The sequence below is a fragment of the Halobacillus naozhouensis genome (genome assembly GCF_029714185.1).
In the GTDB taxonomy this organism is placed as follows: domain Bacteria; phylum Bacillota; class Bacilli; order Bacillales; family Halobacillaceae; genus Halobacillus_A; species Halobacillus_A naozhouensis.
On record NZ_CP121671.1, the window covers coordinates 2,324,761 to 2,345,255 of the forward strand.

Consider the following 20,495-nt stretch of genomic DNA (forward strand, 5'->3'; position numbering starts at 1 on the left):
ATCACCTGTTTACATAATATATTTTTTGTCTACCTTGAATAGCTGTTTGAACGAGTTGCTGTTGTTCTAAGTAATCTAATTGACCGAGCGTCTCTGACATGGTCAATCCAAATTGGCTGTCTATTTGTTTGGGAAACAGTTGTGCACAAACTTCATAGGCACATAGAGGTTTTGCTTGAATCATCTCTAGCACTGCATGAGCACGTTCAACCTGCTTTCTTAAACGTCTGTGAATAAGATCCATAACTTTGTCAAAAGACTTGCCGTGCCCTGGATACACAGTATTAACGTGATAATCAGCTATCTTTTCCATCGATTCCCTATATTGCAACAATGGCCTTGGGCGCTCCTCCCCTTCTATGTAAGAAGGCTCGAGCAATGGATTGGATGAAATATGGCCAAGTACATGATCGCCTCCCAGTAATGCACCATCAGCTTCTCTTACGAATGACAGGTGCGATTGAGCATGACCAGGAGTTTCAATCACCTTCCAATCCTCATGCCCTGGCAAGCGTTCTCCTTCGTATAATTCTTGTGTCAAAATACCTTTTGAGCTCAGCTCCAAAGGCTTGCGCAGTCCCTTAAGAAAACTGAAATACTGTGAAGGCACACCAGATTCCACATACATTTCTTCAAAGAACTCTTCATACCTTACGAAGAACGCTTCCTCTCTTTCCAGCCACGGCCGAACCTTAGGATGGGCCGCCACATTCTGCACCCGAGAAAGATACTCAATAAGCCCCATGTGATCAGGATGATGATGTGTCAGTATAACTTGCTCAATATCCTTTGGGCTATAGCCTAACTGCTTTAGTTGTGTCTGTAATGCCTCCCAGGCCTCGTCTGTTTTCACTCCTGCATCCACAAGTGTGAGTGCCTCACCAGCTAGCAGATAAGTATGAACATCACCGACTGCGTATGGGGTCGGCAATGTAAGTTTATGAATTGTATCTTTCAGGGTTTTCATAAATCATCCTCCATAAAATGAATCACCATTCATTTATTTCTTCTTTTATTGTAGCATGATATATCCCACAATGACGCACCTTCATTATTCCCCTGTAAGACTAAGAGCGAAAAAAATAGTGAAGGGTCTCGGTTACAATTTTAGGAAGCTTGTCAAAACTGTACGTGAGTTCTAATCGTTCTGTCCATTGATGGGCATCCTTACCTAGTGGACCAATGTTTATAATGGGCATGGTCAACGATTCCATGACATTCGATGGTAAATTAAATCCCTTCCCTTGAATTGGCATTTGTCTCAGCAGTTCCTCTATAGGGGATTGCTGAGAAGCAGGACCAATGAAACTTAGATCAGACAGGCCAGGAAAATACTCCTGTTCAGAAACAACTACGTCAAACTCTTTTTCTGCAAAAGTGATAGCCTGTTTAGCAGCCTCTTGAATAAGTGGATCCTCATGAGAGGACACCGCTGGATAAAAAGGCGGACTGTAAAACAGGACCATCATAGGAGTAATGTCCTTACACAAAGAGGCTAGTTGCTGCACAAGTAACGTAGAAAAATCACGATCTCCTTTATCACGTTGCTTGATTAATAAATTCTGCCGCCGTTCCACCTCTGATTTCCCATGACGATGAACTGCTTCGTTATACAACTGATCGTACGTGAAAATATGGATGGACGGATCAAACGACGAGGTCTGTGACGACTGCAAATAAAAAGAAGCCTGTTTATCATAATGAGCAATAATATTTTTCTTTGCCCGTTCAGCAGCTTGAAGTAATTTATCATTCAGTTCACTAATGGTCTGCTTCATATAAAGAACATTGTACATCGTCACCGCGGCCTGAGGCGTCTGAACAGAATACTCCTCTTTGAGATCCCGTTGCATTAAACTGATTGGAGGCGGCGTTCTCTCTCCATTCACTTCCTCTATAAACGCTTCGTTTAATTCCAATTCCTTTGCCAAATAACTGATCATCAGATTGGCATTCAGCCCTCCGAACGGCTCCCCGGCATGAGTTTCTTTTCCATAGCATAAAAAACCCGGGAGCAATTTCCCAATAGAGCCTGTGTAAAGATAATAGGATGAATCACCAGGATACTTACTAAACATGGGTTCACCATTAATGGTCGTCTTATACTCCAGATCCTCTTCCTGTTTCATTTTCTCAAGGACAGGGAGAGCTGTCAGCATTCCTTTGGAGTTCACTTCTTCATCTGGTACAGCCAAAAGCAGCAAATTGCCATCAAATTCACCATTCATCGCCTTTTCGAGTAATGATAAGTGAACGACAAGTCCTGCTTTCATATCCATCGTTCCTCGACCGAACAGCCAATCACCGGTTTGTAAATCACTCGCGGCATCTTCAGGCAGCTCATCGAATACTTTTCGAAACTCCTGGGTCAGCTCCTTCGGGTAAAAAGCAAGGTTTTCCCATGAACCATAGTCCTGAACGGATACAACGTCAGCGTGGGAAAGCAGGACAATCGTTTTTTTGGCATTCCCTTTTTTGACTAACGCTGTCAGAAGCTGACGTCCATCATCCAATGGGTGAAGGGAGAGATGGGATGGGTTATTTTGATAATAATCATGATCTTCTAAAATATAATATAAGTATTCAAAAATTGCGATTTCGGCTTTCGTACCTGTGATACTCGGGTACTCCACCAAGGAACAAAGAAGATCGGTTAATTGCTGCTTCGTCTGCCATTTGTTCATATACTGATGCTCCTTTTATCATTGACTTTTCTAAAAGAATAAACCACAATCAAACGTAACTATTCGAAGAGGTGACTGCCTATGACCAGGACCATGATTTATGCTCATAGAGGAGCAAGCAAGCTTGCTCCTGAAAATACAATGCCGGCTTATGATTTAGCCAGTGAATCCGGAGCAGACGGACTTGAGATTGATGTTCAGCTGACTAAAGATAATATTCCAGTTCTGATTCATGATGAAAATGTCCGTCGTACTACCAATGGGACAGGCTTCGTGCAAGATTATACATATGATCAATTAAGGCTATTAGATGCTGGCAGCTGGTTCTCTTCTAAATTTTCTGATTGTTCTATTGTAACACTTGATTATTTTTTACGCTGGTTTAAAAACCGGTCTATGCAATTAAATGTTGAGTTAAAAACGAATGTGATACATTACAATAATATTGAGGCCATCGTGTACGATCAGCTAAATTATCATCAAATGTTAGATCGCACTGTAATTTCCAGCTTCAATGTAGCAAGTGTTGAAAAAATAACAGCCATCGATTCAAATGTACAAACAGCATTCCTAACCTCGATCAAAAGAAAGCACCTCCCAAAGTATGCCTATGACCATGGAGCTTCTTCTCTTCATGTAAAATACCGCATGCTTGATAAAGCTCTCGTGAAACAATGTCACCATCACCGAATGCCGCTTCGCATTTATACAGTAAATCGCCCAAGTTGGATGACAAAATGCTTCAAACTTGGATGTGACGGTATATTTACAGATGTTCCCCACGAAGCTGTAGAACAACGTGATTTATTTGAATCCAAATAGTAGCCATATCATTCCATACCTGGGAAAAGAGTTTAATTAAAAAGATCTGCAACAACTCCGATAAATAGGATGGTCTGTTTATCGGCTTTTTGTTTTCACTCACTTCTTAATAAGCTCTCCTCCCCGTTTTACACCCTTCTACTTAGTTCAAATTAGTGGCCTGCCCGCCTTTCTTTTGGTATTTTGTTAATATGCAATGCTTTGTTAAAAGTTTCCGTTTTTCGCCTAAGGTACTAATACCTCTTTAAAGGTGAAAGATTAAAAAAGAGTTTTTAAGTTCATTATGAAGGAGTAACAAAATGAAACATAAACTATTTTCACCCTATACGATCAAAAATCTTACCCTGAAAAATAGAATAGTCATGTCTTCTATGTGTATGTATTCCTCTAATAATGAAGATGGAAAGGTTCAACCATTCCACCTTGCTCACTATGAGAGCCGGGCAGCTGGTCAGGTTGGTTTGATTATGACTGAAGCTACAGCAGTGCAGCCTGAAGGCAGAATCTCTTATCAAGATTTAGGAATTTGGGAAGATGATCAAATAGATGGTTTGAAATCAATCACAGAGGCAGTCCATCGTCATGATGCTAAGATTGGGATCCAACTCGCTCATGCAGGCAGAAAAGCAAATGTAAAGGAATCCTTTGCACCGAGTCCTGTTGCCTTTAATGCCTCTTTAAAAGAACCGCAGGAAATGAATAAAACTGATATTCAAAATACCGTTATATCCTTTCAAAAAGCGGCTTCACGTGCAGAACAGGCAGGCTTTGATGTAATTGAGCTTCATGGTGCTCATGGTTACTTAATTAATCAGTTCTTATCTCCGTTAACTAATCTAAGGAATGATGAGTATGGAGGAACTCCTGATAATCGTTATCGTTTTCTAAAAGAAGTACTTAAAGCAATAAACGAAGTATGGAATGGACCGATATTTGTCCGTGTCTCAGGAAATGAATACCATAAAGCTGGTAATTCAATGGATGATGTTATTTATTTTGCGGATCAAATGAAGCAGCAAGGCGTTCACCTGATCGATGTAAGTTCTGGCGGAGTGGTTCCTGCTGCGATTGAGCCATACCCAGGTTATCAAGTTAGTTACGCTCAACAAATTAAGGAAGGTGCAGAAATAGCTACTGGCGCCGTTGGGTTGATCACTTCAGGAAACCAAGCGGAGGAAATTTTGCAAAATAATCGTGCTGACCTGATTTTCCTTGCCCGTGCCCTTCTTAGAAATCCATATTGGCCAAAACAGGCTGCTGACGAACTCGGTTTTGATTTAAAAGGTCCGCTGCAGTACACAAGAGCTTGGACAGGCGGCTGACCCTTCCTTTTTAATTAAATGGGTGTGTCCGTTAAAATCAGATGGTATGATTAGATGGAAAGGAGGTCTACTATATGGAATTGTTTTTTCTTGGAACAGGTTCAGGCGTTCCTTCAAAAAACCGAAATGTGTCGTCATTAGTGTTAAGGATGCTTGAAGAACGTGGGACGATATGGGTCTTTGATTGCGGGGAAGCAACCCAGCATCAGATCTTACATACATCAATTCGGCCACGTCGTATTGAAACGATATTTATTACACATTTGCACGGCGATCACGTATATGGGCTTCCCGGATTATTAAGCAGCCGCTCCTTTCAAGGTGGACAAACTCTCGTTACGGTATATGGTCCCAAAGGGCTAAAAGAATATATAGATGTCAGTTTAAGGGTTAGTGGGACCCGCTTGCGTTACGACTTGCGGGTAATCGAGGTATCGGAAGGGATCCTTTTTGAGGATGAGAAGTTTACCGTCCATGCGATCAAGCTTGATCATGGTTTAGAAAGCTATGGTTATCTCATTAAAGAGAAAGATAAACTAGGAGAGCTGTTGCCTGACAAGCTTAAAAAACTTGGCATCCAACCGGGTCCGGTTTACCAGAAGATTAAAGAAAATGAGGTTACAACTTTAGAAAGTGGACAAATTATCCATCGTGAGGATGTAATAGGTCCACCTAAAAGAGGGCGGAAAATTGCCATTTTAGGTGATACAAGGTACATACCCGAGTTAAGTGAACAGCTGCGCGGAGTAGATACCCTCGTTCATGAGGCTACTTTTGCAAGTGAAGAGGAGACAATGGCTTATGATTATTTTCATTCCACGGTCAGACAAGCAGCGACACTAGCAAAGAAAGCTGGTGTTGGGGAGCTGATCTTAAATCATATTTCCTCCAGGTACCACGGTTCAGCTATTAAACAACTCGAGCAGGAAGCAAGGGCTATTTTCCCAAGGACAACCATTGCCTATGATTTATATCAGCATGCAATAGGGCAATTTGATTAGGGGCATGGTAACAACCTTAGAACCCCCCGACGCTAAAAGCGTTAGCTCATAATTTGAGCAAGTTAGAGTATAAAGCCTATTCACCTTTCTCTGCCACCCGTCATTCTCGCCCAGATCTGTTGGAATGGTGCGGTTATGGAAAACAAGATATTTGGCTCTATTCTTCCTGTCAAAACATTTGATACACTAGTATAAGTAATTGATCAGGTTAACAAACGACTAAATTTAACCCGAGTTGGTACCCTAGCTCACAATTCGGGTTGAAAGCTTTAAAAAATTGTAAGGTTAATGAGAAAAATACGGCGAACCTGGGAGTTTAATTTCTTGGGAGTCGTGTTTTTTGTTTGATCGTAAAAACGAACCACAAGACGTGATTTCGAAAGGAGGTCAGCTTCATGCATGCCACTATACGAAGAATGACATTTTACTTTTTGGGAATTATTATATTAACTTTTGGGATCGCCTTAACTATACAATCAAGATTAGGTACCTCTCCTTTTGACGCTTTGCTCGTTGGCTTATTTCGAACATTTGGACTGACCGTGGGCAGCTGGGAAATTGTTGTCGGCCTCACTATGATCTTGTTCAATGCCCTGGCAGAAAAACGCCGTCCTGAATATTTGGCTTTGCTCACTTCTCTAATGACTGGGGTCTCAATAGATGCCTGGCTTTTTGCTATAGATGGATGGGCGGTGCCGGAAACTTTGCTGACTAAAGCCACTTGTTTAGGTATTGGCGTTGTTACCAGTGCATTAGGAATAGCGATCAATTTACAAGCTGATTTTGCACCTAACCCATTCGACCGCTCTATGCTTGTAGTCAGAAATTTGACGGGCTGGAACGTTTCCGTTTCACGTGCAGCCATCAGTATAGTCCTCGTCTTGCTCGCAGCCTTGTTTAATGGAGCTATCGGAGTAGGGACCATCATTATTACTTTTTTAAGTGGGGTACTAATTCATCTGTTTACTCCTTACGTTTCACGGGCAGATCAATTTCTAGCAAATCGTTACAGATATACGAAGAAGCATGCGTAATTGCGCATGCTTCTTTTTAATCTTGCTGTTTTTTCAAAGCTTCCTGCAGAGATACGCTTTTTAATTTTCGTTTTGTAACATAGATAAGATTATAAAACCAAGGACAGTCCTCCCCCAGCTCAAACCAACTGGCATTAAAAAGCCTGTTTGTTCAACAAGTGAATTCATCATCGCTCTAATCACCATCAGTTCATTAGGATGCCCTTACCCATTTTTCGTTTGCCTTATTATGTCTTATAGTCATGAAACTGTGCAACACCAACCCTACGAAAATGATCCATACCCCAAATAGAGTCTTACTACCGACAAAACTTGATGAGAAAGTATATGGACTCATCGAAGTCATCGAGCTTTCTTAAAGCCAGGCAGCCATTATGCCCCAGGTGCTCATCAACTTGGGGTTGTTGAGTATGTCACGGTCATGTCAAGGGAAACTACAATTGCGATTGATGGAATTAATTACTTCGAAAAACCTAGAATCCTTTCAAAAATTCATAAGAAGTAAAGCTTTTACACAAGATAACGAGGAATGAACTACTAACGATAAAGGGTGTATTGTCATGAAAGTTGCAGAATTAATTGTGAAATGCCTCGAAAATGAAGGTGTAGAGTATATTTTCGGTGTTCCTGGAGAAGAGAACATCGACCTTATGGACGCACTTCTTGGGTCAAAGATCGAATTTATTGTTACCCGCCACGAAACGAGTGCAGCATTTATGGCCGGAACATATGGGAAATTAACAGGGAAACCTGGTGTATGTCTCGCCACACTTGGACCAGGGGCTACAAATTTATTAACCGGGGTGGCTAATGCAAATATGGATCATTGTCCACTGATTGCGATCACCGGTCAAGCTGGTATGAACCGTCAGCACAAAATTTCACATCAATATTACGACCTTGTCGACATTTATGAGCCTGTCACGAAGTGGAACGCACAAGTTAAGACAGCTGAAATCGTCCCTGAGGTTGTGAGGAAAGCTTACCAAGTGGCTGGTCAGGAAAAGCCTGGTGCTACACATATTGATCTGCCTGAGGATATTGCAGGAATGGAAGTCGATGCAGAACCACTTCTCATTACAGGACACGCGATCCCTCAATCAGATGAAAAAGTGATCCAGGAAGCGGCTGCTCTCCTTAACCAGGCCGATTATCCACTCATCCTTGCTGGGGACGGTATTACCCGTGCCCAAGCCACCGACCTATTTCGCAAATTTGTAAAGGACACTCAAATTCCTGTCGTCCACTCCTTCATGGGAAAAGGATCCCTTTCATGGAAGGAAAATATAAGCTTGATGACTGCCGGCATAAGCGGTAAGGACCATATTACATGTGGGTTTGAAAGGTCGGATTTAATCATTTGTATTGGATTTGATATGGCTGAAACTCCCCCAAGAAATTGGAATCCTGATGGTTCTACGAAAATCTTACACATTGATACAGAAGAAGCCGAGATTGATTCCTGTTACCCTGTAGCATTAAATGTGGTTGGAAATATTAAGGAAAACATTGAGGAACTTTCAAAAGTTGTGACCTACAAAGAAAGAGATCTTGACTGGGTTTCCACCATAAGAACTCAAATCTTAGACGAGTTCGAGCATTATAAGCAGGATGACAGTTTCCCCATCAAACCTCAAAAAATTATTACAGATCTCCGTGACGTGTTAGGGGATCAAGACATAGCTATTTCAGACGTAGGAGCACATAAAATGTGGATGGCGCGCATGTATCATACAGCAGAACCAAATACTTGCCTCATATCGAATGGTCTAGCTTCCATGGGAGTAGCCGTTCCAGGGGCGATTGGTGCAAAGATGGCATTACCTGATAGAAATGTAGTTGCAGTCTGCGGGGATGGCGCCTTTCAAATGACAGGAGCGGAATTAGAGACAGCCGTGCGCCTCAATCTCCCTATCGTTATTTTGTTATGGAGAGATGACGGCTATGGTCTGATTGAATGGCATCAAATGAAAAAGTTCGAGCGAGCTTCCCATATTAGTTTCGGTAATCCAGATTTTGTCCAGCTTGCAAAATCGTACGGATTTGAGGCGATGAGTATCGAGGAAACGAAAGAATTAAAGCCTGCACTGGAGAAAGCGATAGCGATGAACAAGCCAGTGTTAATTGATTGCCCAGTTGATTATAGTGAAAACATGAAACTGACTGAAAAACTGAAAAACATTAACTGCTGAAGAGGTGAGAGTATGAAAATTGGTTCCATTATAAACGGCCAGGAATACAAAGAGGAACATCGTGAAACCTTATCTGTCTTTAATCCTTTTAATCAGGAAAAAGTAGCTGAAATTGCCTTAGCAGGAGTCGAAGATGTAAATAAAGCTATCGATCAAAGCTTTGACACCTTTCATAGCACGATGAAGACTATGCCAGCCTATCAACGGTCAAATATATTACTCAAAACCGCAAACCTGCTGGCGGACAGAAAGGAATCCTTTGCTGAAATCATAGCCAAAGAAGCCGGCAAACCACTGAAATATAGCCGTGGTGAAGTGGATCGTGCTGTCCAAGTACTTCGATTTGCTTCGGAAAATGCGAAACATATTTATAGTGAAGTGATTCCTTTGGACGCTGCAGTAGGAGGAGAAAATCGTCTTGGTTTTACCAAAAGGGCTCCTCTCGGGGTAGTATCAGCGATTACACCGTTTAACTTCCCGCTAAATCTGTCCCTTCACAAACTGGCCCCAGCTCTAGCTGCAGGCAATGTAGTTATATTTAAGCCAGCTGAGAAGACGCCGGTATCAGCTTATATGCTTGTACAACTGTTTCATGAAGCCGGTCTTCCTACTGGAGCCTTGAACCTTATTATGGGCAAAGGCGAAGTTGTCGGTGACGTGCTTGTACAACATGAAAAAGTGCAGAAAGTTACATTTACTGGGAGCCTGCCTGTAGGAAAAAATATTCGTGAGAAAGCCGGTTTTAAAAAAGTTACTTTAGAACTTGGCTCCAATTCCCCTAACATCCTTTTTGAAGATGCTGATATGGAACAAGCAGTTGAAGACCTGGTGAAAGGAGCCTTTGCTTTTTCCGGACAAGTTTGTATATCAGCACAGCGAATTTATGTTCACCATTCCCTATATGATTCGTTTCTAAAGGAATATGCAAAGCAAACAGAAGCTTTAACGATAGGTGATCCACTTAACGAAAATACTGATTTTGGACCCATGATCAATAAAGAGGCTGCTGAAAGAGCGAAAACATGGATCGATGATGCTCAATCGAATGGAGCTAGAATTGTAACGGGCGGGGAACTGAACGGAACTATGTTATCGCCTACCATCATGACCGACGTAAAAAGTGATATGAAAATCATTGCTGAAGAGGTTTTTGCACCAATAGTGTCAGTCATTCCATTTGAAACAGAAGAAGAGGTCGTAAAACACTCCAATGATTCCATTTACGGCTTACAAGCAGGGGTGTTTACAAAGGACATCAATAGAGCTCTCCGTGTCGCGGATCATCTTGAGATGGGTGGGGTGTGGATTAATGAAATTTCAACCTATCGTCAGGATAATCATCCGTATGGTGGTGTGAAACAAAGTGGGATCGGACGCGAAGGGGTCAAATATGCGATTGAGGATATGACGGAAATAAAATTCATTGGAATTAATCTAAACGAAAAAAGACTATGACGGTGTGTCATAGTCTTTTTTTGAGCGCTTATTTCATGTCATTATGGTTAGATTCCATATCAGACCCTCTTATCCAGCCACGTGCCTCCATCGCTTTGACTAAGTGATTAATTCCAACCATATAAGCAGCATCCCTCATCCGACACTTCTTATCGTTTTTCATTTCCAGCACTTTCTCAAAACCAAAAAGCATATGCTCTTCAAGCTTTTCATTTACTTCTTTCTCTTTCCAGTAATAGTTCATCGTATTTTGAACCCATTCAAAGTACGATACCGTGACACCACCTGCATTACAAAGGATATCAGGGATCACGAATACCCCTTTTTCTTCAAGAATCTTATCCCCATCAGGTGTCGTTGGCCCATTGGCCGCCTCGGCAACAATTTTCGCCTGAATATTACCGGCTGTTTCCTTCGTAACCTGATTTTCAATTGCAGCTGGAATAAGAATATCGACAGGAAGCCCAAACATCTTATCATTCGTGATCGACTCTGCATCAGAAAAATCGGAAGCATAATTACTACCGTCCTTCACAAAGTCAAGCAAAGCCGGAATATCGATCCCCTCTTCGTTATAAATTCCTCCCCGTGCATCTGTAACAGCAACAATTTTCACTCCTAATTCATGCAAAAACTTAGCTGTCATGCTTCCAACATTACCGAAACCCTGGAGGGCAGCTGTAGACTTACTTAAATCCATGTCTAAAACTTTAGCAGCTTCCCGAATTGTAAAAACTACTCCCCGTCCTGTAGCCTCCAGCCGGCCTAGAGAACCACCTATAATAACCGGTTTACCTGTGATCATTCCTGGAATATTATAACCTCGCAGCTGATCAAATTCATCAATCATCCATCCCATAACCTCCGGGCTCGTATTCACATCAGGAGCCGGAATATCTTTTTGTGGGCCAATAATTGGAGTGATTTTTCTGATATACGTACGACTAAGCGTTTCAAGTTCTGACACAGATAGGTTCTCAGGGTCAACAATAACCCCGCCCTTTCCACCGCCAAACGGAATATCCACAATCGCTGTTTTTAAGGACATCCAGACCGAAAGGGCCTTTACTTCATCCACATTAACATTGGGATGAAACCTGATTCCGCCTTTCGTTGGGCCGAGGATATCAATGTGTTGCGACCGAAAACCTGTGAAGTTTTGGATCGTTCCATCATCCATGCGAATCGGAAGTGACACTTCCAGCACCCTCATTGGCTTTTTCAGTACGTGATAAACGTTCTCGTCTAACCCTAGGGCCTTAACAGATTCCTGTATTAACCCTTTAACAATGTCGTATGGATTATGATCGTGTGTAGTAATATCTGATTCTGCTTTATCTTGATTCTGCTTTTCTTTTGCCATATCTCTATCACTCCTCATTTGGAATCTCTCTTTCTAAAATTCCAATAAATTCTCCTTTTTATACCGAAAGACAGGGTAAAAAAAGAAAGGATAGCCATGCAAATAAAGCTAAGCTATCCATAGTTATCATGAGGTTAGTTATTTTTAAAGTCATCTAAAAAATCTTTCTGAAAACTGGTCGTCATCCTGGCATCTGAAGGACTTTTCAACTTTTGAAAAGGATTATGTCCATATTTCTCGGTTAGTGTATCAATCACATGGTACAATTTTTCTTTACCAGCATGTTTCTGGTAGCTGAATAAATCGAGTTGCTGGGTAACTTCAGCTTGCTCGACTAGATCCTGGGCTGTAATGCCGAGCAGTCTGATAGGCTGCTGGTTCCAATGTTCATCAAATTGATGATATGCTGCTTGAAACAGCTCATCTGACGATTCAACAAAATCAGGGAGCTGGCGGCTTCTTGTTATAGTCTTTCGATCGTGATACCGGATCATTAGCTGCACATTTCGGGCAAGTACACTTTTTTTCTTCATTCGTGCTTCTACCTTAGCCGCCAGCCTTCTCAGAACTTGCCTTACTTCGACTTCGTCTGTCGTGTCATGAGGCAATGTAGTGGAAGTGCCAATACTTTTAAACTCATGAACCGCTTCTGGGTCTACCGGGCGATTGTCGATCCCATTCGCTCGGTTCTGTAACCGCTCTCCGTTGATTCCGAGCACATTTTTCAGTTCGATAACATGATGATTGGCAAGGTCACCAATTGTCTCCACTTTCATTTTTCTAAGCTTTCCTGCTGTTTTCTCACCGACACCATACATGTCCTCAATTGGCAGCGGCCACAGCTTATTAGGAAGGTCTCTTTTACGTAAAATGGTTATCCCCATCGGTTTTTTCATATCTGAAGCCATCTTCGCCAAAAACTTATTGGGCGCTATTCCAATACTGCAAGGCAAATCAAGCTCATCTTTTATCCTCGACTGAATTTGGTCAGCAATTTCTGGGGGCGAGCCTTGTTCATGACAGGCCGTAATATCCATATAGCCCTCATCAATGGATACAGGCTGAATCATGTCCGTCACTTCGGTGAGAATCTTAAACATTTCCTTAGACGCTGCCCGATATCTTTCGAATGTAGGCGACATCACAATTAAGTCTTTGCAAAGTCGTCTCGCCTCTCCTACCGGCATAGTGGTTTTCACTCCGTACTTCCTGGCTTCATAGCTGCTTGTAACGACGATGCCGCGACGTTCTTCGGGATTCCCGGCAATCGCCAGCGGTTTACCTTTCAAGGAAGGGTCAAAAGCCATTTCAACCGATGCATAGAAGCTATTCATATCGACATGAAAAATAACCCGGCCATTTTTAGGGTACCACTTTGACATAAAAATCCACCCTTTTCGAACGGTTGTTCTTATATTATACCATAACAAAAGACAGCCATGGTTAACACGGCTGCCTAATTCATCGAGTTTTAATTATTTGCTAGCTTCATCTATGATGGCTGTTACAAGTTCTGCTATTTTGACTAATTCTCCAACGGGAATCCGTTCATTAGTTGTGTGAATTTCCTCATAGCCCACTGCCAAATTAACCGTCGGAATGTTATGGCCGGCAATTACGTTGGCATCACTTCCACCACCACTCGTTAGTAATTTGCTTTCACGGCCAATTTGTTTGGCCGCCGCCCTGGCCACTTCTACCACATGGTCACCCTCCTGCTGTTTAAAGCCTGGATACATAATATCAACTTGGAGTTCAACTTCTCCGCCCATCTCCTCAGCCGTTTGGATAAAGGCTTGTTTCATTTTCTCAACTTGCTCATTCATTTTGTCCGGAACAAGGGAACGGGCTTCTGCCAGAATTTCAACGTGGTCGCATACGATGTTCGTCTGTTTACCACCTTCAAAACGGCCGATATTTGCAGTCGTTTCCTCATCAATACGTCCGAGAGGCATTTTAGCTATCGCTTTAGAAGCGAGCGTAATAGCAGATACACCCTTCTCTGGGGCAAGACCCGCATGAGCTGTACGTCCTTTGACAATCGCATTAAGTTTAGCTTGGGTAGGAGCAGCTACAATAATATTGCCCACCTGCCCATCACTGTCGATGGCATACCCATACTTTGCTGTTAAGTGCGAAGGATCAAGGGCCTTCGCACCGACCAATCCGCTTTCCTCTCCGACCGTAATAATAAATTGTAGATCGCCGTGTTCCACATTTTGTTCTTTGATTGAACGAATTGCTTCCAGTATCGCCGCTAAACCTGCTTTATCATCCGCACCGAGAATAGTTGTTCCATCAGTCACGATATAATCATCTTTAATAGCCGGTTTTACTTTATTGCCTGGAACAACGGTATCCATATGCGACGTGAAATAAATCGTGTCAACGTCCTTTTTTGTTCCTTTTAAATTACAAATTAAGTTTCCAGCTCCATGACCAGTTTTATTTTTGGCATCGTCTTCGAACACCTCTAGGCCAAGATCTTCGAATTTTTTAGTCAATACTTTAGCAATCTTAGCTTCATCTTTTGTTTCGGAATCCACCTGAACCAGTTCAAGGAATTCCTCAATTAAACGCTCTTTATTTACAGCTACCATGCTTTCTACCTCCCGAGTGTATCTATGTAAATACTCGTTCCTCTTAGTACGTTAGCGCAAACTACAGCACAGTGTCAATTAGAGAGGAATATTTCCATGTTTTTTATAAGGTCGATCTTCGTGTTTATTTTTCAGCATATCAAGCGCCTTTATAAGGGTCGTTCTCGTTTCTCTTGGATCTATAACATCATCAACCATTCCAAGCCCAGCCGCAACATACGGATTTGCAAATCGTTCTCGATACTCATTGATTTTGTTCTGTCTTGTTTCTTCAGGATTCTCACTGTCTTTTATATCCTTAGCAAAAATAATATTGGCTGCACCTTCAGGACCCATAACAGCAATTTCTGCATTTGGCCAAGCATAAACCAAATCAGCTCCGATTGATTTACTATTTAAGGCCACATAAGCCCCACCGTATGCCTTACGAGTAATGACGGTTAATTTAGGAACCGTCGCTTCAGAATAGGCATATAAAATTTTAGCGCCGTGCCGAATGATACCCCCATGCTCCTGCTTAATGCCTGGAAAGAACCCTGTAACGTCTTCAAACGTGACGAGAGGAATATTAAACGAATCACAAAAACGAATAAACCGGGCAGCTTTATCACTTGAATCAATATCAAGACCGCCAGCCATATATTTAGGCTGATTACAAACAAGCCCAATTGTCTGCCCCTTCAAACGTGCAAAACCGACAACGATATTTTTGGCAAAATCCTTGTGTATTTCAAAAAAGGATTGCTCATCAACTACCTCTTCAATAATAACACGCACATCATACGGTCTGATGGGATCGAAAGGAATTTTATCCGTTAAATCAGGACGATAATCTTCTTCGTCAGCTACCTCAATCCGTTCCGGTTTCTCCTTACTGTTGGGCGGTAAATAACGGACTAAATCTCGAACAGCATCAAGAGCGGATGCTTCATCCTCCGTTTTAATATGAGCATTTCCGCTCAACGTATTATGAACGTCAGCTCCTCCCAAATCTTCTGCTGAGATTTGTTCTCCAGTCACAGTCTCAATTACCTTTGGACCCGTAATAAACATTTGCGACGTTTTTTCAACCATAATAACGAAATCAGTGATCGCAGGCGAATACACAGCTCCTCCTGCACAAGGACCCATAATGACAGAAATTTGCGGGATAACGCCGGAATAAATTGAATTACGATAGAATACCTGTCCATATCCATCCAGGGATGAAACTCCCTCTTGAATACGTGCACCACCGGAGTCATTTAACCCAATGAATGGTGTGCCATTTTTAGCGGCGAGATCCATGACCGCAGCGATTTTTTTACCATGCATTTCACCGAGTGCACCACCGTATACAGTGAAATCCTGGGCGAATAAGTAAATATCCCGCCCTTCTATTTTTCCAAAGCCGGTCACTACTCCTTCTCCAGGCGCATCATTCCCATTCATCCCAAAATCACTTTGACGGTGTTCAATAAAGGGATTAAGTTCAATAAAACTACCCTCATCTACTAAATACTCAATTCGTTCCCTGGCCGTCCATTTTCCTTTATCGTGCTGTTTGTTGATTCGTTCATCACCGCCGCCAAGTTCGGACTGTCTTCGCTTATCGTAAAGTTCGTTAATTTTATCATAAATGTCCATGTTTATTGCTCTCCCTTCAGATCTGTTAATTCAAAGAGGACACCACCGGAAGCTTTTGGGTGTAGAAAGGCAATCTGGCTATTGTGGGCTCCTTGCTTCGGTTCCGTATTAATCAACGGGATACCTTCCTCTTGATACTGTTGAAGGCGCTTATTAATATCATTTACCTCTAAAGCGATATGGTGAATCCCTTCACCTTTTTTAGTAATAAACTTACGAATAGGAGATTCATCGCTTAAAGGCTCAAGCAATTCGATCCGCGTCTCTCCGATAGGTAGAAAAGCAACTCGGACCTGCTCTGAACTCACCTCTTCAACCGCTTCGACTTCTAGTCCAAGAGTATGTTGGTAAAAAGCTAATGATTGTTCGATATTCTCGACTGCAATTCCGATGTGTGACACTTTTTCAGGTGCCGATCTCATTTCCTTGTTCATTAACTGTTTTATATAAATGGCTGTAGCATCAGTGGGAGCCCCACTTGTGAAAATTTTCTTTACACCTTGAGCCTCTAAATGAGGGATGTCCTCAGCAGGTATCACACCGCCGCCAATCACGGGGATATCTGAAGCTCCTTCCTTTTCAAGAGCCGCAACCACTTTTGGAAAAAGTGAATTGTGAGCGCCTGACAAAGATGAGAGACCGACCACATCCACATCCTCCTGTACAGCAGCACGAGCAATTTGAACCGGTGATTGGCGCAGCCCTGTGTAAATGACTTCCATGCCATGATCTCTTAAAGCCTGAGCAATAATCAGGGCCCCCCTATCGTGTCCATCAAGTCCTGGTTTAGCGATCAGTACGCGTATCGGTTTCATTATCCATCATCCTTCCTACATTCCTGTGTACTCTCCAAATTCTTCACGAAGTACGTTAGCTATTTCACCTACTGTTGCGTACACCTTCACAGCATCAACGATATGTGGCATAACGTTATTATTCACTTTGGCCGCCTCTCGAAGCTCTGCAAGACAATGCTCTACTTCGGCTGCATCACGAGTACTGCGAATTTTCTTCGTCTTATCGATTTGACCAGCCTCTAACGTTTCATCCACTCGCAGCAAATCAGGGTTCACTTCTTCTTCCAGCTTGTACTCATTTAAGCCAACTACAATATCTTCATTTGATTCAATCCGTTTCTGAGCTTCATAAGCTGTTTGATGAATTTCTCTTTGCATGAATCCTTCTTCGACAGCTTGAACTGCTCCGCCTAATTCTTTAATTCGCTCAAGATATTTATTCACTTCATCTTCTATCTCATCTGTTAACGCTTCCATATAATGAGAACCACCCAGTGGATCAATCGTATCAGCCACACCACTTTCTTGTGCAATAATCTGCTGAGTTCGTAAAGCAATCCTGGCCGAATCTTCAGTTGGCAGGGCTAACGCTTCATCACGGGAGTTGGTATGTAAGCTTTGCGTACCTCCCATCACAGCGGCTAGAGCTTGAATCGTCACACGTACGATATTGTTATCAGGCTGCTGTGCTGTTAACGTGCTGCCGCCTGTTTGCGTATGAAACCGCAGCTTCCAGCTCTTCGGACTTTCGGCTTTGTAGTGTTCCTTCATAATTTTTGCCCAAATTCGTCTGGCTGCACGAAACTTAGCTGCCTCTTCGAAAAACTGATTGTGAGCATTGAAGAAGAATGCCAGTCTTGGGGCGAACTGATCTACTTCCAGTCCTGATTCAATTGCTGCATCGACATAAGCCATCCCGTTAGCTATCGTAAAAGCGACTTCTTGAACAGCTGTCGAACCAGCTTCGCGAATATGATAACCGGAAATACTGATGGTATTAAATTTAGGCAAATGTTCGTGGCAGTAGCCAAAGATATCGGTTATGAGCCGCATGGACGGTTTAGGGGGATAAATATATGTACCGCGTGCAATATATTCCTTTAATATGTCGTTTTGAATGGTACCCGTTAACTGCTCAGGGCTGACCCCCTGCTTCTCACCGACAGCAATATACATGGCCAGCAATATTGACGCTGGAGCATTAATCGTCATCGAGGTACTTACTTGATCGAGCGGGATTTGCTCAAAAAGCTGTTCCATATCAGCTAATGAATCGATCGCCACTCCTACCTTGCCAACCTCCCCCTCTGCCATTGGGTCGTCCGAGTCATAACCAATTTGTGTAGGAAGATCAAAGGCTACAGACAAACCGGTTTGTCCCTGTTTTAATAAATACCTAAAACGCTCGTTGGTTTCCTCAGCTGATCCGAAACCGGCATATTGACGCATCGTCCAATACCTGCTTCGATACATAGTCGGCTGAATTCCGCGTGTATACGGAAATTGACCAGGGAACCCCAGCTTTTCCGTGTAGGTGTCTTCCGGTTCGGTCGGGGTATATAATCGTTCAATCTCAATTTCTGAACTTGTTGTAAAGGTTTGCTTTCGTTCAGGGAAACGCTTTTCTGTCTTTTTCACATCTTGTTTCCATTGTTCCTTAATCTGTTGATAGTAATTTTGATTACTCACTTTTCGTTTCCTCCTCTTTAAGAACCTTCCCTCTCTAGCATACCAAAAATAAAGCGCTTACGTTTCTTAAAATTAATGGAATTCACAATTATATTGTAAATGATTTTCTGCCCTTGTCCAAAACTATGATTACATGTAAAATAATTAAAGGAGATTGTGAAAAGGAGGTTATATACCTTGGCTCATTCTAAGAAAAAGAAATCCAAGCGCGAGCGCCGGATGAAAGTTGTCATCTATTTGATGATTCTTTCCATGGTTCTCTCCTCTCTTCTTGCTGGAGCGTCTTTCTTTATGTAATATAAATAGCCGCAAGTTAAGTGTACAAGCACTTAACTTGCGGCTTATTCTTAACTAATATAAAAGGCTAAGATCACTTTAAAAACTGGGCGAGCTTGTCTTTTTCCCAGCTTTTGTACATGTCATCAAACGAAACCGAGGAGTCATCAACAATGATTACTTCTGTCCCTTCTTCCACAAGTTGATAAAGCTGCTCGACCCGCGCATTCGTCAACCGTATACAACCAGCGGAGACAGACTTTCCTATTGACTCCGGCCGGTTGGTTCCATGCACACCAAAGATCCGACCATCTGTACCGTTTGCATCAAATCCTATCCATCTGCTTCCAAGTGGATTTTCAGGAGCTCCTCCTGGAATATCTTTTTTTCGATAGTAAGGGTCTTTAGCTTTGACCCGTATTGTAAAATGTCCTTCCGGAGTTAATTCTTTTGTTTTTCCGGTAGCCGCTTTAGAATGGAAAATTTCCTTACCAGACTGGTACACCGTAATTTCGTTTGATGCTTTATTGACAAATATCACCGGTTCTCCTGTTGTTGCAGGAGGTAAAAATGTGGTGACCATCATGACAAATATGGCAATTAATTGCATAGCCTGTCATCCTTTTTTCTAAGTTTCCCCGCTAAGAGAAACCCCTATACATCACTCTTCTTAAAAGACCTTTTTATTATTAGATATTCCTCGATCTCATTTAATAAATGAAATAAACTTGCTCGTTCTTCAAACTCTTCTCTAGAAACAGGCAGGTCATCATTTCGAAATTCTTCTTTCATGTCCTTCAACCGGTTCAAGTAAAGGACAGCTGTATTTCCTGGATGAATTCCTTGAGCTAATTCTTCAAAAAACTGTCCAATCCTCCAGGCATGTTTATTAGAGCCGGAAATGCGTGTAACCAGGGGCAGCATACGCTCCAACAATTCGAATTGCTTTGTCCGCATGTGAAAATAATGGTAATAAGGATTGTGTGTGCGAAGTAAGTGATTTTCCACATCACGAGAAGACAGCGATTTTGCTTTTTCTAATAATGCAGCTGTTTCTGTTAACTCTTTGCCGGTCCAGCTTTCATTACTGTCTTTAAGAAAGTGTGAAAGCTCTTTCAAGATGATTGCAAAATTATCCTCGACTTGACGCTGAAAACCTTCTAACTCCCCTTCAAGACTTGGCATATAGACATTTAACAGCAGTGCAGTCCCTATTCCAACAAGCATCAGCATCAATTCGTTCCAAATTAGAGCAGCTGTAATTCCACCTGAGCCGTAAAGGTGGAGGATGATAACAGAACTTGTAACAATACCAGGCGTAATTTTGAGCCATACTGCAGTGGGAATGAATACGAAAAGCATCAGCCCAATTGCGAATGGATGATAGCCAATCAATTCAAAGAATACAAAAGAAAAAACCATGGCTACTAAACAGGCTGCAAACCGATGCCAGGCCGATAGGAATGAACGCTTCCTCGTAATTTGAATACACAATATGGTAAGAATTCCAGCTGATGCATAGTTATCGACATGAAGAAGCTGTGCAATCCAGATGGCGAAAGGTGTTCCTGCAGCTGTTTTAATCGTGCGGTATCCTATTTTCACTACTCGGTCACCTCAAGTAACACAATTCT

Annotated in this window: 18 protein-coding genes; 7 read left to right on the forward strand and 11 right to left on the reverse strand. The window is 42.2% G+C overall.

The annotated features are described in order from the left end of the window. Position 1 precedes the first annotated feature (1 nt). Both P9989_RS12255 and P9989_RS12260 read right to left on the reverse strand, forming a co-directional pair. Positions 2-967, reverse strand: a complete 966-nt coding sequence (locus P9989_RS12255; RefSeq protein WP_283075201.1) for an MBL fold metallo-hydrolase — start codon at positions 965-967, stop codon at positions 2-4. A gap of 100 nt (positions 968-1,067) precedes the next feature. Then, on the reverse strand, positions 1,068-2,684 hold the full coding sequence (locus P9989_RS12260; protein ID WP_283075202.1) for a M20/M25/M40 family metallo-hydrolase: 1,617 nt from the start codon (positions 2,682-2,684) through the stop codon (positions 1,068-1,070). A 93-nt stretch (positions 2,685-2,777) separates the two neighbouring features. Between P9989_RS12260 and P9989_RS12265 the strand changes: the two genes are divergently transcribed. The 4 genes from P9989_RS12265 (at position 2,778) to P9989_RS12280 (ending at position 6,863) form a co-directional block, all read left to right on the forward strand. After that, positions 2,778-3,506: a glycerophosphodiester phosphodiesterase gene (locus tag P9989_RS12265; protein ID WP_283075203.1), complete on the forward strand. Its 729-nt coding sequence runs from the start codon at positions 2,778-2,780 to the stop codon at positions 3,504-3,506. A 299-nt stretch (positions 3,507-3,805) separates the two neighbouring features. Further along, the gene (gene namA, locus P9989_RS12270; protein ID WP_283075204.1) at positions 3,806-4,828 is read left to right on the forward strand and encodes an NADPH dehydrogenase NamA; all 1,023 of its coding nucleotides are present in this window, start codon (positions 3,806-3,808) and stop codon (positions 4,826-4,828) included. A 74-nt stretch (positions 4,829-4,902) separates the two neighbouring features. Next, positions 4,903-5,829, forward strand: a complete 927-nt coding sequence (rnz, locus tag P9989_RS12275; protein WP_283075205.1) for a ribonuclease Z — start codon at positions 4,903-4,905, stop codon at positions 5,827-5,829. Positions 5,830-6,224: 395 nt separating this feature from the next. Beyond that, the gene (locus tag P9989_RS12280; RefSeq protein WP_283075206.1) at positions 6,225-6,863 is read left to right on the forward strand and encodes a YczE/YyaS/YitT family protein; all 639 of its coding nucleotides are present in this window, start codon (positions 6,225-6,227) and stop codon (positions 6,861-6,863) included. A gap of 60 nt (positions 6,864-6,923) precedes the next feature. Here P9989_RS12280 and P9989_RS12285 read toward each other — a convergent pair whose 3' ends face one another. Then, a complete protein-coding gene (locus P9989_RS12285) occupies positions 6,924-7,049 on the reverse strand; it encodes a hypothetical protein (protein WP_283075207.1) in 126 nt (41 codons plus the stop codon). A gap of 374 nt (positions 7,050-7,423) precedes the next feature. Between P9989_RS12285 and P9989_RS12290 the strand changes: the two genes are divergently transcribed. Both P9989_RS12290 and P9989_RS12295 read left to right on the forward strand, forming a co-directional pair. After that, positions 7,424-9,055 (forward strand): acetolactate synthase large subunit, encoded by a 1,632-nt coding sequence (locus tag P9989_RS12290; RefSeq protein WP_283075208.1) that lies wholly within the window; start codon positions 7,424-7,426, stop codon positions 9,053-9,055. A gap of 12 nt (positions 9,056-9,067) precedes the next feature. After that, positions 9,068-10,510, forward strand: coding sequence for an aldehyde dehydrogenase family protein (locus P9989_RS12295; RefSeq protein WP_283075209.1), 1,443 nt, complete (start codon positions 9,068-9,070; stop codon positions 10,508-10,510). A 28-nt stretch (positions 10,511-10,538) separates the two neighbouring features. Here P9989_RS12295 and P9989_RS12300 read toward each other — a convergent pair whose 3' ends face one another. From P9989_RS12300 to P9989_RS12325, 6 genes are all read right to left on the reverse strand, one after another. Further along, positions 10,539-11,873: a Glu/Leu/Phe/Val family dehydrogenase gene (locus tag P9989_RS12300; RefSeq protein ID WP_283075210.1), complete on the reverse strand. Its 1,335-nt coding sequence runs from the start codon at positions 11,871-11,873 to the stop codon at positions 10,539-10,541. Between the two features lie 134 nt (positions 11,874-12,007). After that, positions 12,008-13,255, reverse strand: a complete 1,248-nt coding sequence (locus tag P9989_RS12305) for a DNA polymerase IV (protein WP_283075211.1) — start codon at positions 13,253-13,255, stop codon at positions 12,008-12,010. Positions 13,256-13,348: 93 nt separating this feature from the next. Then, complete coding sequence (locus P9989_RS12310; RefSeq protein ID WP_283075212.1) at positions 13,349-14,473, reverse strand: M20/M25/M40 family metallo-hydrolase; 1,125 nt, start codon at positions 14,471-14,473, stop codon at positions 13,349-13,351. A gap of 78 nt (positions 14,474-14,551) precedes the next feature. Further along, positions 14,552-16,099: an acyl-CoA carboxylase subunit beta gene (locus P9989_RS12315; protein ID WP_283075213.1), complete on the reverse strand. Its 1,548-nt coding sequence runs from the start codon at positions 16,097-16,099 to the stop codon at positions 14,552-14,554. 2 nt (positions 16,100-16,101) lie between these two features. Then, the gene (mce, locus tag P9989_RS12320; protein WP_283075214.1) at positions 16,102-16,914 is read right to left on the reverse strand and encodes a methylmalonyl-CoA epimerase; all 813 of its coding nucleotides are present in this window, start codon (positions 16,912-16,914) and stop codon (positions 16,102-16,104) included. Positions 16,915-16,929: 15 nt separating this feature from the next. Beyond that, on the reverse strand, positions 16,930-18,585 hold the full coding sequence (locus P9989_RS12325; protein WP_283075215.1) for an acyl-CoA mutase large subunit family protein: 1,656 nt from the start codon (positions 18,583-18,585) through the stop codon (positions 16,930-16,932). Positions 18,586-18,762: 177 nt separating this feature from the next. Here P9989_RS12325 and prli42 point away from each other — a divergent pair, with 177 nt between their 5' ends. Then, positions 18,763-18,882, forward strand: a complete 120-nt coding sequence (gene prli42, locus P9989_RS12330; RefSeq protein ID WP_139377165.1) for a stressosome-associated protein Prli42 — start codon at positions 18,763-18,765, stop codon at positions 18,880-18,882. 73 nt (positions 18,883-18,955) lie between these two features. Here prli42 and P9989_RS12335 read toward each other — a convergent pair whose 3' ends face one another. Then, positions 18,956-19,471 (reverse strand): L,D-transpeptidase, encoded by a 516-nt coding sequence (locus P9989_RS12335; protein WP_283075216.1) that lies wholly within the window; start codon positions 19,469-19,471, stop codon positions 18,956-18,958. 44 nt (positions 19,472-19,515) lie between these two features. Continuing rightward, positions 19,516-20,466, reverse strand: a complete 951-nt coding sequence (locus P9989_RS12340) for an aromatic acid exporter family protein (protein ID WP_283075217.1) — start codon at positions 20,464-20,466, stop codon at positions 19,516-19,518. Between the last annotated feature and the right edge of the window lie 29 nt (positions 20,467-20,495).